The following is a 14996-nucleotide window of genomic DNA, read 5'->3' as shown; positions in this document are numbered from 1 at the left end:
TCATATGTAAACAGGCAAAAAAAAACACCGCCTCAGCAGTGTTTTTTTGTTCTGAACGTCAGCCAAGGGATAACTGACGACAGAAAGGATTACGAGCGGCTCAGAACTCGTCGCGCTTCGTTATAGCGCTTCTTCCAGTACGGTTCGTTCATGCTGGAGATAGTCACACCGCTGCTGGTGGAAGCATGGACGAACTGATCGTTGCCGATATAGATACCGACGTGGCGACCGGTGGAACCCGCCCGGAACAGAACTAAATCGCCAGTACGCAGTTGAGAGCGTGAAATGGACTTGCCGGAATCCTGCTGCTCTGAAGTGGAGCGCGGCAGTTCCAGACCAAATTGTTCACGGAAAGTACGCTGCACGAAAGCAGAGCAATCAATGCCTTTCCGGGTGCTGCCGCCGAGGCGGTAACGCACGCCTTTCCAGCTGGCATACTGGTCCATCAAACGGGACTTAACGTCCAGGTTGCTGACCATCTTTTCAAATTCATCCTGAGAGGCTTGCAGTGATGATAAATCGCCACTACCCACAGCATGCGTCTCAGAATGCATATTCTTTGCGGTACTACTTGTCGAACTACAGGCAGAGAGCAAAACTGCCACTGCTATCGCGGGCACTACCCGCAAGATATATCTCAAAATCGGCTGAGATTTGACCATGTGGTTTGTTTTCCCTTGTTGTCCTTAACGACAATGTCGTTATAAAAAATGCCAAACGTGTTAGAGCCTAAATACCTGCCAGCAATGAGACAATTCCTTAAACCTAAATTTGTGGGATACCGCACAAATTTATTTTTGAGCCGGATTGAGGTTACTGGAAAGGCAAAACGAGATTGAGATTACCCTATCAAACGTGGGATGGCGAGCGGTTTTGCGAGATTTCTTATAAGAATTTGTGCATCTAAAAGTGAATCGTCGGGAAAGCGCAAAATAGCGGCAATTGTGGGTAAAAAATATGCAATTGCTTCATTTGTAAGACGATTAATGTGACAGGAAGATGACGTTGGCGATAAAAACACGGGCAAATAAAAAAGGGACCGAGAACGATCCCTTATGGATATAGTTAATAATATGTAAGGAAGAGATTAATTTTTACCCACTCCGCCGGGAAGCGAACGGTTAAACCAGGCGATCAATATGTCGCTTAACGGTGTCATCAGAACCCAGGGAATGCCAATGAGGACGGCGGTCAATGAGCCAACGGCAATATCGGTAAACCAGTGGGCGCCGATCATGACCCGCGGAAAAGCGAAAACAACAAAAATAGTCAGGGCAATAGCAAACGCCCGACGGCCAAAATAGCGCCACATGAAGGTGGCGAAGATCAGCAGCATCATGCCGTGATCGCCGGGAAAACTGTCTTTCGACGCATCTTTGGTCGGGAAGGCGACAACATCACTCACTTTTACAATATCGCTGAACGCGAGCGACGGGCTGGCGCGTTTAACCGGCATCAGATGCTGCGCCAGCTGATTAATGACTACCGCGAACAGCAACATGACCAGGCCGATAATGACGATCCGACGGCGACCGGCGCTTTGCTCCTTCAACCAGAAGCTCAGCATCAGGGCGCCCATCGCCAGCAAAGAGCAGGCGTCGAAAGCCCGGTTATTGATGATAGCCAGCAGCCAGGCATAGGCCTGACTCTTTCCTACACCCTGGTTAAAGAAGTGGAAAATGGCGGAATCCAGCGGCAACCAGAAACCATGATTCGCGGGCAAATACCACGAAAAAAAGAGAGCAAAGCCCGCAGCGTTAAGCAGCAGGATCAGGGGAATTCGGTTTTTAATCATAACAGTTGCGAGTTGTGTAAGACGGCGGGAAACATACCCGCCTTAACCTAAACGAAGTTTCAACAAAGAGGCTTGTAACGCATTCCAGTCCGCCTCGGATTCGGTAATCAGCTCAATACGGCTGTCCGGGGGCGCAACGTTTTGGGTTTCAATATGCAGATCAAGTCCCTGACGGTTAATACGTACCAGGCCTTCGGCAATACGCATCACGCCTTTGACGCGGGCAACCGGCGCCAGACGAGCCCACTCAAGCAGGCCAATCGTATCAAAGGTCGTATCGGCATCAAAGATCCAGCCGCAGGCCTGGTAGCCCTGACCGCTGTTGAGGCTCCGTCGCCAGCGTTGGTGGGCCGGCAGGCTGAGCGCGGCCAGACCTTTTTTATGCCCGTGACTGTGCGCATGTTCGGCACTTTCCGGCAGCGGTGTCAGATTCCGGCGCGGTAAATCCAGCAGCTTCGGGTCGATATTGCCGTGGGTGGCGCCAATATGCAGTCGCTCGCCCGCGTGTTCCTGCCACCAGGCGTCAAAGGCCTGTTCGCTTTCCGCCGTCATCCGGTCCGTTTTATTGCTGATAATGACATCGGCCGCCGCCAGCTGATCGCGGAAGTTGTCGTTCGCCATGACTTTACTGTCCAGCAGCTGGCGGGGATCCAGCACGCACAGGGTGGCGAGAAGATCGATCCACGGCTCGTAGACGGCGGCGGTCAGAATATCGAGAATTTGTTTGGGATGGCCGAGCCCGGTAGGCTCAATCAGCAGACGATCCGGTTTCCCCTGGCGCAGCAGGGTATTCAACCCCACCTGCATCGGCAGGCCGTTGACGCAGCACATACAGCCGCCGGGAATTTCTTTGAGCAGGGCGCCGCTATCGGCCAGCAAAGCGCCATCGATACCCACTTCGCCAAACTCATTAACCAGCACGGCCCATTTTTCATCTGCAGGCTTGTGGGCCAGCAGATGAAGAATCGAGGTCGTTTTACCGCTGCCGAGAAACCCCGTGATCAAGTTGGTTTTGGTCACATTTTCTCCAGGATACAAATGTAATGTTGTAACAGTTGAGACTATCCTGACGAAAAAAAGGGGAAAAGAGAAGGGCTACGGCGGACAGAAAAGAATTCTGTCCGCAAAAGAGCAGCAATTGTTAAATCCCGGGCACGTTGGCGATAGCCTGGCGGGCACCGACGGTACAAAGCTGATGCCAGGCGGCGGTGATGTTGTCTACAAACTGCGTATTGCCCGGCAGGTCGCGACCGAAGATTTCTTCCAGGGATAGCAGGGCGCTGACGCGTTCCTCGTTGCGGCTGCCGGCAACCAGAGCCTGAATCTTCTCGCTCAGCGGGTCGCGAATATCGATAGCCTGACCGGCATCATCTATACCGCTGACGTAGCGCATCCAGCCCGCCACGCCGAGCGCCAGCAACGGCCAGCGGCTACCGCGCTGCAGGTGAACGCGAATACCGTCAAGCATACGCTGTGGAAGCTTCTGACTGCCGTCCATCGCTATCTGCCAGGTGCGATGTTTAAGCGCTGGATTGCTGAAGCGCGCGATCAGACTGTCGGCATAGTGCGTCAGATTGACGCCTTCGATAGCCAGCGTCGGGGCCTGTTCGTCAAGCATCAGTCGGCGAGCGGCGCTGCGCAGCACCGCATCCTGCATGCAGTCACTGATATGCGCATGGCCGGCAAGGTAGCCGAGCCAGGCAAGGAAGGAGTGGCTGCCGTTGAGCATCCGCAGTTTCATCTGTTCCCACGGCAGCACGTTATCGGTCATCTGGGCGCCGGCAATTTCCCACGCCGGGCGGCCCGCCACGAAGTTATCCTCAATCACCCACTGAATAAATGGCTCACAGCTGATGGCGCATGGGTCTTCTACGCCGAGTGCGGCGCTGATTTCAGCCAGCGACTCATCGGTGGCGGCGGGCACAATACGGTCAACCATGGTGCCGGGAAAACTGACGTGTTCAGCGATCCACTGCGCCAGTTCGGGGGCGCGCTTCTCCGCCATGCCCAGAACCGCATTTTTAACCACGTGGCCGTTATCAGGAATATTATCGCAGGAGAGTACCGTAAACGGCGGCAGGCCTCGTTCGCGGCGGCGGGACAAGGCTTCGACCAGAATCCCCGGCACCGACTGCGGCAGCGTGGGATTGTCCAGATCGTGAATAATGCGCGGCTGCGTCAGGTCCAGCGTGCCGCTGGCGGGATCGATACAGTAGCCTTTCTCTGTAATGGTGAGCGAGACGATGGCCACCTGCGGTTCGCAGAATTTTTCAATGATAGCGGGCAGAGAGTCCAGCTTTGCATTCAGACATTCGTGAACGGCGCCTACGACAATCGGCTGGTTGCCGTGCGCGCCTTTTTCCAGCACGGTGAACAGGTGGTCCTGCTGACGGAGCTGGCTCATCAGCCGGTCGCCGCTGAACAGGCTAATTTCGCAGATCCCCCAGTCTCCGCCGCTGGCGTTCAGCACCCGATCGGTAAGCAGGGCCTGATGAGCGCGATGAAACGCCCCGAAGCCAAAGTGCACAATGCGCGAGCGCAGCTGGCTGCGATCGTACTGAGGAAGCTGCACGCTTTCTGGCAGCGTAGCGGTAGCAATAGTTGTCATTCTTTACACACCTGATTAACCAATGATTAACAATGCCAGTGTAAAGTTATATGACAACAAATTAAATTGGTGAGCCGTATTTATACGCTTAGTGTGAGCTGGATCAATCAATTTAGCGGGATAAATTGATCCCCGGCGAGAAGCCTGTATGGTAGTCATCATTGATGTTGGTGTTATTGGTATAACAACTTTGAGAGGGCATAGCGATGGAACAAACCTGGCGTTGGTATGGACCGAACGATCCGGTGTCGCTTGATGATGTACGGCAGGCTGGCGCGACGGGTGTGGTCACCGCACTGCACCATATTCCTAATGGTCAAGTCTGGCCGGTTGACGAAATTAAACAGCGTCAGGCGCTGCTGGCGGAAAAAGGGTTGACGTGGTCGGTCGTGGAAAGTATCCCGGTACACGAAGAGATCAAAACCCAAAGCGGGCAGTGTGCGACCTGGATCGCCAACTACCAGCAGAGCATTCGTAACCTGGCAGCCTGCGGGATTGATACCGTCTGCTATAACTTCATGCCAATTCTCGACTGGACGCGCACTGACCTTGAGTACCAGCTGCCGGACGGTTCGAAAGCCTTGCGTTTTGACCAAATCGCGTTTGCCGCTTTTGAGTTACATATCCTTAAGCGCCCTGGCGCCGAGGCGGATTACAGTGAAGAGGAGCAGCGCCAGGCGCAGGCTCGTTTTGCGGCGATGAGCGAAGCAGATATTGAAAAGCTGACCCGCAATATTATTGCCGGTTTACCGGGCGCAGAAGAGGGCTATACCCTCGAACAGTTCCGCGCGCGGCTGGCGGAATATGACCATATCAATAAAGCGCAGCTGCGTGAGAACATGGCCGTCTTCCTGCGTGCTATCGTACCGGTATGCGAAGAGGTTGGCGTACGGTTGGCCGTACACCCGGACGATCCGCCGCGTCCGATCCTCGGTCTGCCGCGTATCGTTTCGACTATCGAAGACATGCAGTGGCTGAAAGAGACCGTGGACAGCATCAACAACGGCTTTACGATGTGCACCGGTTCTTACGGCGTGCGTGCCGATAACGATCTGGTGAAAATGGTCGAAACCTTCGGCGACAGGATCCACTTCACTCATCTGCGTTCGACCTGCCGTGAAGAGAACCCCAAAACGTTCCACGAAGCGGCGCATCTGACCGGTGACGTCAATATGGTGGCGGTGGTGGATGCGATTCTGAGCGAAGAGCTGCGTCGCAAGCATGCGGGCGATCTGCGTCCGATTCCGTTCCGTCCGGACCATGGCCACCAGATGCTGGACGATCTGCGTAAGAAAACCAACCCGGGCTATTCGGCGATTGGTCGTCTGAAGGGGATGGCGGAAGTACGCGGCGTTGAGCTGGCGCTGAAGATGACGAAGTATCCGGAACTGCTGTAATTCTGGCGGCGGGAAGGTAAGAAGTAGAAAGGACAGCCTCTGGATTGATGCCGATCGTTTACGGGTCGGCTGACCGATCCGGCGGAGGTGTAAGAATCCGTCATCTCAAAGAAATTGCCGGTTTTGTATGTGGCGCTGTCAGGTTTTCAACATTTCTGCAGGCGAGCCTGTCCTGGAGATTGTTGTTAAGCCGGGGATGGCGTTTTTATGGTGGTTTGCGTGAAAGGGGGCTTCGCACTCCGAGCATGTGTTCTGTGGGATATTCCGTTCACCACCGGTCCCGCGTATTTCTGTTTTCAGCGCAATGCCGTTCACCTGCAGCGGGTGTGAGACAGTGTCGGATGCATCGTGAACGGAACATGCCACAAAAGTGAACGGAATACTCCACGGCACCCACGCGACAGACCCCTTTCGTACCAACCACCGTTTACCGGCATCGCCCTGACCTGAGATAAAGCAAAAAAATGCGGGTCACCTTTAAGTGACCCGCATTAGCCTCTGGCCGTTCTTTTTTGTCTTACTGCCCGGCTCATGCGGCGGGCGGTCTGGACAGGGCGTTTCCGCCCTTATCCGCCACGACGCGATATTAGTCCGCGCGACCCATATAGCGGCTTTCTTCGATATGAATACGAATTTTCTCGCCGGTGGTCAGGTATTCCGGAACCTGAATCACCAGGCCGGTGCTCAGGGTCGCCGGTTTGGTGCGAGAGCTTGCCGAGGCGCCTTTAATGCCCGGTGCGGTTTCCACGATTTCCAGATCCACGGTCTGCGGCAGCTCCAGCGCCAGCAGCTGGCCATCCCAGGTCAGAACCTGCATATCAGGCATGCCGCCTTCCGGAATGAACAGCAGCTCTTCTTCAATCTGCTCTTTGGTGAAGGTGTACGGCGTGTAATCTTCTTTATCCATAAACACGTACTCGTTGCCGTCAACATAGGAGAAGTCAACGAAACGGCGGGTCAGGGTCACGGTGTCAACGATATCGTCGCCTTTAAAGCGCTCTTCCACTTTCAGACCGGTACGTACATCAGAGAAACGCATTTTGTACAGCGTTGCTGCGCCACGGGCGCTCGGTGACTGAATATCAATATTTTTTACAATCAGCAGCTTGCCATTGTAATTCAGCACCATACCTTTTTTAATTTCATTCGCTCTTGGCATTGCAGTAATCCTGTCACTTAACGGTTCAAAAAATATCGCGTAAAACTACTCGTGCCGGGGCTTTCAGGCAAGTGGAATTCGCGAGTTTTGCTATCTCTGGACAAAACGTTTAGGCTGGGCCGTGAACCGCAACATCAAGAGAGTCATTTATGGAATGTCGTATCGATTGCGGTGCCTGCTGTATCGCCCCCTCTATTTCATCCCCGATCCCCGGAATGCCTGACGGCAAGCCTGCTAACACGCGCTGCGTCCAGCTTTCGGAACAGAATCTGTGCAACATCTTCACGTCGCCGCTCAGACCGAAAGTCTGCGCCAGCCTGCAGCCTGTCTTTGAGATGTGTTCGACAAATCGCGAAGCGGCCATGACCTATCTTATCCAGCTGGAAGCGAGCACCGCGCCTTAAACGTCTTTAATGCGCCACAGGCAAAGCAATGACACCGCGCCCATGCCGAGGGCAATCCAGAAAACAGCGTGATAGCTCCAGATTTCTGCCACCACGCCCGCCAGCGAACCGGCGATAATCCAGCCGACGCGGGTGGTATTGGTATACAGCGTGGTGGCAGCGCCGGCCTGGCCGGGCATCAGATCCTGGAAGTAGAGCATGCCAATACCGGCCAGAATACCGATGAATATCGCGTTCAGCGCCTGCAGAGCCAGCAGTAAAGCGGGCGTATGCACCAGCAGCATCCCCACGTAAAACAGTATTCCGGCGGCCGCGGCGAGGCGCATCAAAAAGCGCTTACCAAAGCGCCGGGCATAATAGCCGGCAATCAGCATCGTCGGGATTTCCAACCCGGCGGCGGTCCCCATCATCAGCCCGGCCAGCTTCTCGGATAAATGCAGCTCATTAATGATATAGAGCGGCATATTAATAATGTACAGGCTGTTAATACCCCACATTAATGTGCAAACGCTGAACAGCAGCAGCGCATCGCGACGATGGGTACGCGGCGCTTCCAGATGACCGACTGCCGCCAGTTTCTCTTTGCGCATGCTGGGCAGAAAGAACCATACCATCGCTCCGCAGACCACAAAGGCGATCGCGGCGCAGAGATACATCACGGTAAAGCCGAACCCCATTGCCAGCGCGTAGGCCAGCGGCGGGCCGATCACCCACGCCAGCGAGACCTGGGCACGCAAAATGGAGCTGAACATCACCGCTTCGCGGCCGGTTTTATCGGCATGCTCGCGCGCCAGGGCGAACATCTGCGGGTTGGCGGTGGAGCCGAAGCTGCTGAGGAAGACCCCGACGAAGAGCAGAATAAAGTAGTTGCGGTTCCAGGCGAACAGCAGGCAGGCCAGGACCCCAAGCAGGCAGCAAAAGACAATCAGCTGCTTGCGATCGCCCTGGCGGTCCGAGCGTCCGGCGAGAAACTGGCTGACCAGAATACCGATCACCGCGCTACCGGTAAAAAAGAAGCCGACCATCGCCGGGCGCACATGCACTTCGTTGGTTAAAAACAGGCTCAGGGTCGGCGTTTGCAACGCGCCGGCAATGCCCGTCAGGAAGGCAACGATCAGGAAAGCAGAAGAGGTTAAATCGAACCCGCGTCGGGGGAGGGCGGCGCTACTGTTTTGCATGGGTGGTTATCTGTAATTGTCTGAGCAGCGGAGTTTACGCCGTCACTCAGAAAATGAACAGTAGTATGGTATGTAAAATTAAAAAGCAGTTTCAAATTAGTCATTTCAGCAAAAAGCTGAAGCCTGGCTGAATGCGAACGTCGGGCTTCAGCAAAAGTGTGCTGCACCTCTAATTTCCGTTATCAGGTTGATAACAGATCTTGCGCAGTGGATAAGAAAGGTACAGACTCATTGAAACGTTTCAGCGTCATCGGGAGTTTCTCCATCAGGAAGATGACGCCTTTTTTCGCAAAATAGCTGAAACGATTCAATACAGCAGGAGAGGAGAACCATGTTCCAGTTATCTGTGCAGGATATTCATCCCGGCCAGCAGGCCGGTAATAAAGAAAAGGCGATTCGTCAGGTTGCCGCAGCGCTGGTCAGCGCGGGCAACGTGGCGGAAGGCTACGTTAACGGGATGCTGGCTCGCGAGCAGCAAACCTCCACATTCCTTGGCAATGGCATTGCCATCCCGCACGGGACTACCGACACGCGTGACCAGGTGCTGAAAACCGGCGTTCAGGTCTATCAGTTTCCGCAGGGCGTAACCTGGGGAGAGGGGCAGACCGCGTACGTGGCAATCGGTATCGCCGCCAGCTCGGATGAACATCTGGGGCTTCTGCGTCAGCTGACCCACGTCCTGAGCGATGATTCAGTCGCTGAACAACTTAAATCAGCGACCACGGCGGAAGAGCTGCGGGCCCTGTTGATGGGTGAAAAGCAGAGCGAAGCGCTGAAACTGGATAATGACACGCTGAGCCTGGATATCGCTGCCAGCGACCTGATGACCTTACAGGCGCTGAACGCCGCGCGTCTGAAAGAGGCTGGCGCCGTTGACGCCTCTTTCGTCAGCCGCACCATCAATGATAAACCGCTTAATCTCGGGCAGGGCATCTGGCTGAACGACAGCGCGGAAGGCAACCTGCGCAGCGCGATTGCGGTCAGCCGTGCCGCCAGCACATTTACCGCCGATGAGCAGCCGGTCTCGCTGCTGATAACCGTCGCGATGGCAGATGAACAGCCTACCGCGGTACTGAATCGCCTGAGCAATCTGCTTATTGATAAAAAAGCTGACCGTCTGCTGAAGTCTGATGGCGCGACGTTGCTGGCGCTGCTGACCAGCGACGAGGCTATCGCCGACGACGTGCTGAGCGCCGAGTATGTGGTGCGCAATGAGCACGGGCTGCACGCCCGTCCGGGCACGATGCTGGTGAACACCATTAAACAATTTTCCAGCGACATTACCGTCACCAATCTGGACGGATCCGGCAAGCCGGCAAATGGCCGCAGCCTGATGAAAGTCGTGGCGCTGGGCGTGAAGAAAGGCCACCGTCTGCGCTTCACCGCGCAGGGTGAAGATGCGCAACAGGCGCTGGATGCGATTGGCGAAGCGATCGCCGCAGGCCTTGGGGAGGGCGCATAAATGAGCAGACGTGTAGCAACGATTACATTAAACCCGGCGTATGACCTGGTGGGTTTCACACCGGAAATTGAACGCGGGGAGGTCAACCTTGTGCGGACCACCGGTCTGCATGCCGCCGGGAAAGGTATCAACGTGGCGAAAGTGCTGAAAGATCTCGGCATTGACGTCACCGTTGGCGGATTTCTTGGTAAAGATAACCAGGATGGTTTTCAGCAGCTGTTCAGCGAGCTGGGGATTGCCAACCGTTTCCAGGTGGTTCAGGGGCGGACGCGCATCAACGTCAAGCTGACGGAAAAAGATGGTGAAGTGACCGATTTCAACTTCTCCGGTTTTGAAGTGACCCCGGCCGACTGGGAACGCTTTGTGAATGACTCCCTGAGCTGGCTGGGTCAGTTCGACATGGTGTGCGTCAGCGGCAGTCTGCCGTCAGGCGTTAGCCCGGAAGCCTTCACTGACTGGATGGTTCGCCTGCGCAGCCAGTGTCCGTGCATTATCTTTGACAGCAGCCGCGAAGCGCTGGTTGCCGGTCTGAAAGCCGCGCCGTGGCTGGTGAAGCCAAACCGTCGCGAGCTGGAAATTTGGGCGGGCCGTAAGCTGCCGGAAATGAAAGACGTGATTGATGCGGCGCATGCGCTGCGCGAGCAGGGCATTGCCCACGTGGTTATCTCCCTCGGCGAAGAGGGTGCGCTGTGGGTTAACGCCTCGGGCGAATGGATTGCGAAACCGCCTTCCGTCGAAGTGGTCAGCACCGTTGGTGCCGGGGATTCCATGGTTGGCGGTCTGATCTACGGCCTGCTGATGCGTGAATCCAGCGAGCATACGCTGCGTCTGGCCACTGCCGTTGCGGCGCTGGCGGTTAGCCAGAGCAATGTCGGTATTACCGATCGTACCCAGTTGGCCGCCATGATGGCGCGTGTCGACTTAAAACCCTTTAATTGACAGCAGGAGAGGCATAATGAAAACGCTGCTGATTATTGATGCCGGACTTGGACAGGCGCGCGCCTATATGGCGAAAACCCTGCTGGGTACCGCAGCGCATAAAGCGCATCTTGAACTGACCGATAACCCGAACGACGCTGAACTGGCGATCGTTCTCGGCACTGCCCTGCCGGCGGATAGCGCGCTGAGCGGTAAACAGGTGTTCCTCGGCGATATTAATCGCGCCGTTGCGCATCCGGAGCTGTTCCTGAGCGAAGCGAAAAGCCATGCGACGCCGTACGCTGCTCCGGCAGCTGCGTCACTGCCGGCCGCGACCGGTGGTGCAAAACGCATCGTGGCGATCACCGCTTGCCCTACCGGCGTTGCGCATACCTTTATGGCGGCAGAAGCCATTGAAACCGAAGCCAAAAAACGCGGCTGGTGGGTGAAGGTGGAAACTCGCGGCTCGGTCGGCGCAGGTAACGCCATCACGCCGGAAGAGGTGGCGCAGGCGGATCTGGTGATTGTGGCTGCCGATATTGAAGTCGACCTGGCAAAATTTGCCGGCAAACCGATGTATCGCACCACTACCGGTCTGGCGCTGAAGAAAACGGCCCAGGAACTGGATAAAGCCGTTGTTGAAGCGAAACCGTACCAGCCATCCGGTCAGAGCGGCAAGCAGGCTGATGCGGCGAAGAAAGAGGGCGGCGGTGCCTATCGTCACCTGCTGACCGGCGTCTCTTATATGCTGCCGATGGTCGTTGCCGGCGGTCTGTGTATTGCGCTCTCCTTTGCCTTTGGTATCAAAGCCTTTGAAGTGAAGGATACCCTTGCCGCCGCGCTGATGCAGATTGGCGGAGGTTCAGCCTTTGCGTTGATGGTTCCGGTGCTGGCGGGCTTTATCGCCTTCTCCATTGCCGACCGTCCGGGCCTGACGCCGGGTCTTATCGGCGGGATGCTGGCCGTCAGCGGCGGTTCCGGCTTTATCGGCGGGATTATCGCCGGTTTCCTTGCCGGTTACGTTGCTAAACTGATCAGCACTAAATTGAAGCTGCCGCCGAGCATGGAAGCGCTGAAACCGATTCTGATCATTCCGCTGGTCTCCAGCCTGATCGTCGGCCTGGCGATGATCTACCTGATTGGCAAACCTGTTGCCGGTATTCTGGCAGGGCTGACCCACTGGCTGCAAACGATGGGAACGGCGAACGCGGTACTGTTGGGCGCAATTCTCGGCGCGATGATGTGTACCGACATGGGGGGCCCGGTGAACAAAGCAGCCTATGCCTTCGGCGTCGGTCTGCTGAGTACCCAAACCTACGCACCGATGGCGGCGATTATGGCGGCCGGTATGGTGCCACCGCTGGCAATGGGTATCGCCACGCTGGTTGCCCGCAATAAGTTTGATAAAGGGCAACGGGAAGGGGGGAAAGCGGCGCTGGTTCTGGGTCTGTGCTTTATCTCTGAAGGGGCCATTCCGTTTGCTGCCCGTGACCCGATGCGTGTCCTGCCATGCTGTATCGTAGGCGGCGCGGTGACTGGTGCTATCTCTATGGCTATCGGAGCGAAACTGATGGCGCCGCACGGCGGTCTGTTCGTCCTGCTGATTCCTGGCGCGATTACCCCAGTGGTTGGTTATCTGCTGGCGATTGTTGCCGGTACCCTGGTGGCCGGTCTCTCCTATGCGGTGCTGAAACGTCCGGAAGGACAGACCGCGGAAAAAGCGGCCTGAGTTATCCTCCGCGATAGAGCGTCGTAATAAAACAAAAGGGCCGAATATTCGGCCCTTTTTCTGTTCTACTTCTCTACGTAGCGATACGTTTCACACGGCCCGCACGCGGCTGGCGTCAGGCCGAGGCCTCTTCCGTTTGTTGCGCTCGCAGCCAGGCAATCTCTTCTGCCCAGATATCCGGGTTAATGGTTTCCAGAATCAACGGGATACCATCGAAGCGGCTGTCCTGCATGATCCAGCGGAAAGCGTCGTGGCCGATATTGCCTTCGCCCAGGCTGTGGTGGCGGTCAACGCGGCTGCCGAAGGCGCTTTTAGCATCGTTGAGGTGCATGCCGCGCAGATAGCGGAAACCGACAATACGTTCGAAGTCGGCGAAGGTTTTCTCACACGCTTCTGCGCTACGCAGGTCATAACCGGCGGCAAAGGCGTGGCAGGTATCAATGCAGACGCCGACGCGGGATTTGTCCTCCACGCCGTCAATAATGGCGGCCAGGTGTTCAAACTGGAAACCGAGGTTGCTGCCCTGGCCGGCGGTATTTTCAATGACGGCGGTCACGCCTTCGGTTTTAGCCAATGCAATATTAATGGACTCGGCAATACGCGCCAGGCACTCGTCCTCCGGTATCTGCTGCAGGTGGCTGCCGGGATGGAAATTGAGCAGCGTCAGTCCGAGCTGCTGGCAGCGGCTCAGTTCATCGATAAAGGCATCGCGAGATTTTTCCAGCGCCTCCTCAACCGGGTGGCCGAGGTTAATCAGGTAGCTGTCGTGCGGCAGGATTTGTCCGGGACCAAAGCGGTATTTTTCGCAGGCGGCTTTGAATTCAGCAATTGTTTCGTCGCTGAGCGGGGCAGCTCGCCATTGCCGCTGGTTTTTGGTAAACAGCGCGAAGGCGGTGGCGTCGATTTCGGCGGCGCGAATGGCGGCATTGGCCAGTCCGCCGGAGGCGCTGACGTGCGCTCCAATGTATTTCATAAAAAAGCTCCAGTTAAGCCGCTGGGTGGAGAGTAATGATAGCGGCTTAACTGCAGAGTTACATCAACGAATGCGTGCGTTCACGCGACCGGGTTATGCCATCAGGCTGTGAATCACCAGGTTGATGGCACCCCCGCCGACGATCAGCCAGACGAACAGTATCAAGGCCATCAGCAGCGGTTTAGCACCGGCTTTTTTTAGCGCGCTGACGTGAGTGGTCAGCCCCAGTGCCGCCATCGCCATCGCCAGCAGGACGGTATCGAGCGTCACCAGCATGTCGACGACCGGTTTTGGCAACAGGTGGAAAGAGTTAAACACCGCCACCAGAATGAACAGGATGGCAAACCACGGAATGGTGATTTTGCTTTTTTCTCCCTGGCCCTCTGGCGCCAGCTGTTTGACGCGAGCGGCCATAAACAGCAGGAACGGAGCCAGCATCATCACGCGCAGCATTTTCGCAATCACCGCGGCATTTTCCGCATCCGGGCTGATTGCATGTCCTGCGGCTACGACCTGCGCCACCTCATGCATCGTAGAGCCCATATAGATGCCATAGGCTTCCGGTGTGAACCAGTGCGCCAGCATCGGATACATCGCCGGATAGAGGAAGATAGCCAGGGTACCGAAAATGACTACCGTAGCCACCGCGACGGTCACTTTACTGGCTTCCGCCTTGACGACCGGCTCGGTAGCCAGAATTGCGGCGGCGCCGCAGATGCTGCTACCGGCGCCAATCAGCCAGCTGGTATGTTTGTCGAGGCCGAAGACCTTCTGCCCGAGGTAACAGGCGATAAAAAAGGTGCTGGTCAGCGTCAGTACGTCGATAGTGATACCGCTGACGCCGACATCGGCGATTTGGGCGAACGTCAGGCGAAAACCGTATAAAATAATGCCGAGTCGTAACAGATGTTGTTTGGCAAAGATTACGCCGCCATCACAGGATTGCCAGAGCTTAGGGTAAATCGTGTTACCGATGACCATACCGAATAAGATGGCCAGCGTCAGTGCGCTGAAGCCGGCGCCGGCGATAGCGGAAAAGCTACCAGCCCAAAGCGCAGCGCCGGTCAGAACGGCGGTCAGCGCAAGTCCCGGGATAAAATGCCATAGGGTGCGATGTTTAGTCGGTAAAGTGAGTGCTGTCATAACCTTCTCCTTTGTCTGTGTAAAGATTACGACGGACTGGTTTAAATATAAAATTGATTATATATTTATAATCAATCGGAATAAGTGGTATACCCGCCATACATCAAGGTGCTGTGCGTTGGCTGCGCTCACTTACCCCAGTCACATGTTTCAGTAAGTGCCTGGGGAACTTGCTCTCTGGCCGCATGATTCGGCCTATGGCCTGAACCCTTTGGGGCCAGCGTAAACGC

At 55.9% G+C, this 14996-nt stretch carries 13 protein-coding genes; 5 read left to right on the top strand and 8 right to left on the bottom strand.

Annotated elements, in window-relative coordinates; all coding sequences use genetic code 11:
- Window positions 1–89: 89 nt before the first annotated feature.
- From mepS to ROR01S_RS02485, 4 genes are all read right to left on the bottom strand, one after another.
- Window positions 90–662: a bifunctional murein DD-endopeptidase/murein LD-carboxypeptidase gene (gene mepS, locus ROR01S_RS02500; protein ID WP_004864824.1), complete on the bottom strand. Its 573-nt coding sequence runs from the start codon at window positions 660–662 to the stop codon at window positions 90–92.
- A 425-nt stretch (window positions 663–1087) separates the two neighbouring features.
- Entirely contained in the window at window positions 1088–1795 is a 708-nt protein-coding gene (locus ROR01S_RS02495; protein WP_004864822.1) for a phosphatase PAP2 family protein, read from the bottom strand.
- A gap of 42 nt (window positions 1796–1837) precedes the next feature.
- Window positions 1838–2815 carry a CobW family GTP-binding protein gene (locus tag ROR01S_RS02490; protein WP_064359079.1) on the bottom strand — a complete coding sequence of 326 codons (978 nt, stop codon included), beginning with the start codon at window positions 2813–2815 and terminating at the stop codon, window positions 1838–1840.
- Between the two features lie 121 nt (window positions 2816–2936).
- On the bottom strand, window positions 2937–4403 hold the full coding sequence (locus ROR01S_RS02485; RefSeq protein WP_004864819.1) for a mannitol dehydrogenase family protein: 1467 nt from the start codon (window positions 4401–4403) through the stop codon (window positions 2937–2939).
- A 206-nt stretch (window positions 4404–4609) separates the two neighbouring features.
- Here ROR01S_RS02485 and uxuA point away from each other — a divergent pair, with 206 nt between their 5' ends.
- Window positions 4610–5800: a mannonate dehydratase gene (gene uxuA / locus ROR01S_RS02480; protein WP_004864817.1), complete on the top strand. Its 1191-nt coding sequence runs from the start codon at window positions 4610–4612 to the stop codon at window positions 5798–5800.
- Window positions 5801–6386: 586 nt separating this feature from the next.
- On the opposite strand, the gene yeiP is transcribed toward uxuA, so the two are convergent.
- Window positions 6387–6959 carry an elongation factor P-like protein YeiP gene (yeiP, locus tag ROR01S_RS02475; RefSeq protein WP_004864815.1) on the bottom strand — a complete coding sequence of 191 codons (573 nt, stop codon included), beginning with the start codon at window positions 6957–6959 and terminating at the stop codon, window positions 6387–6389.
- A gap of 149 nt (window positions 6960–7108) precedes the next feature.
- On the opposite strand from yeiP, the gene ROR01S_RS02470 reads away from it, so the two are divergent.
- On the top strand, window positions 7109–7363 hold the full coding sequence (locus tag ROR01S_RS02470) for a YkgJ family cysteine cluster protein (RefSeq protein ID WP_015583834.1): 255 nt from the start codon (window positions 7109–7111) through the stop codon (window positions 7361–7363).
- On the opposite strand, the gene setB is transcribed toward ROR01S_RS02470, so the two are convergent.
- On the bottom strand, window positions 7360–8541 hold the full coding sequence (gene setB, locus ROR01S_RS02465) for a sugar efflux transporter SetB (RefSeq protein ID WP_032717962.1): 1182 nt from the start codon (window positions 8539–8541) through the stop codon (window positions 7360–7362). The genes ROR01S_RS02470 and setB overlap by 4 nt on opposite strands.
- 331 nt (window positions 8542–8872) lie before the next feature.
- On the opposite strand from setB, the gene fruB reads away from it, so the two are divergent.
- Genes fruB through fruA form a run of 3 tightly spaced genes read left to right on the top strand, consistent with a single transcriptional unit; the run spans window position 8873 to window position 12650 of the window.
- Window positions 8873–10003 (top strand): fused PTS fructose transporter subunit IIA/HPr protein, encoded by a 1131-nt coding sequence (gene fruB / locus ROR01S_RS02460; protein WP_064359078.1) that lies wholly within the window; start codon window positions 8873–8875, stop codon window positions 10001–10003.
- On the top strand, window positions 10004–10942 hold the full coding sequence (gene fruK, locus ROR01S_RS02455; RefSeq protein WP_004864796.1) for a 1-phosphofructokinase: 939 nt from the start codon (window positions 10004–10006) through the stop codon (window positions 10940–10942).
- 16 nt (window positions 10943–10958) lie between these two features.
- Window positions 10959–12650 (top strand): PTS fructose transporter subunit IIBC, encoded by a 1692-nt coding sequence (fruA, locus tag ROR01S_RS02450; protein ID WP_004864795.1) that lies wholly within the window; start codon window positions 10959–10961, stop codon window positions 12648–12650.
- Between the two features lie 115 nt (window positions 12651–12765).
- Here the strand turns inward: fruA and nfo are convergent, their stop codons facing one another.
- Together nfo and ROR01S_RS02440 are read right to left on the bottom strand one after the other, a co-directional pair.
- The gene (nfo, locus tag ROR01S_RS02445; protein WP_004864792.1) at window positions 12766–13623 is read right to left on the bottom strand and encodes a deoxyribonuclease IV; all 858 of its coding nucleotides are present in this window, start codon (window positions 13621–13623) and stop codon (window positions 12766–12768) included.
- Between the two features lie 93 nt (window positions 13624–13716).
- Complete coding sequence (locus tag ROR01S_RS02440; RefSeq protein WP_004864791.1) at window positions 13717–14766, bottom strand: YeiH family protein; 1050 nt, start codon at window positions 14764–14766, stop codon at window positions 13717–13719.
- Window positions 14767–14996 lie beyond the last annotated feature (230 nt).

Source organism: Klebsiella ornithinolytica NBRC 105727 = ATCC 31898, assembly GCF_001598295.1.
Classification (GTDB): Bacteria; Pseudomonadota; Gammaproteobacteria; order Enterobacterales; family Enterobacteriaceae; genus Klebsiella; species Klebsiella ornithinolytica.
Note: the sequence above shows the minus strand (reverse complement) of the source record. Positions and strands in the feature narration are given on the sequence as shown.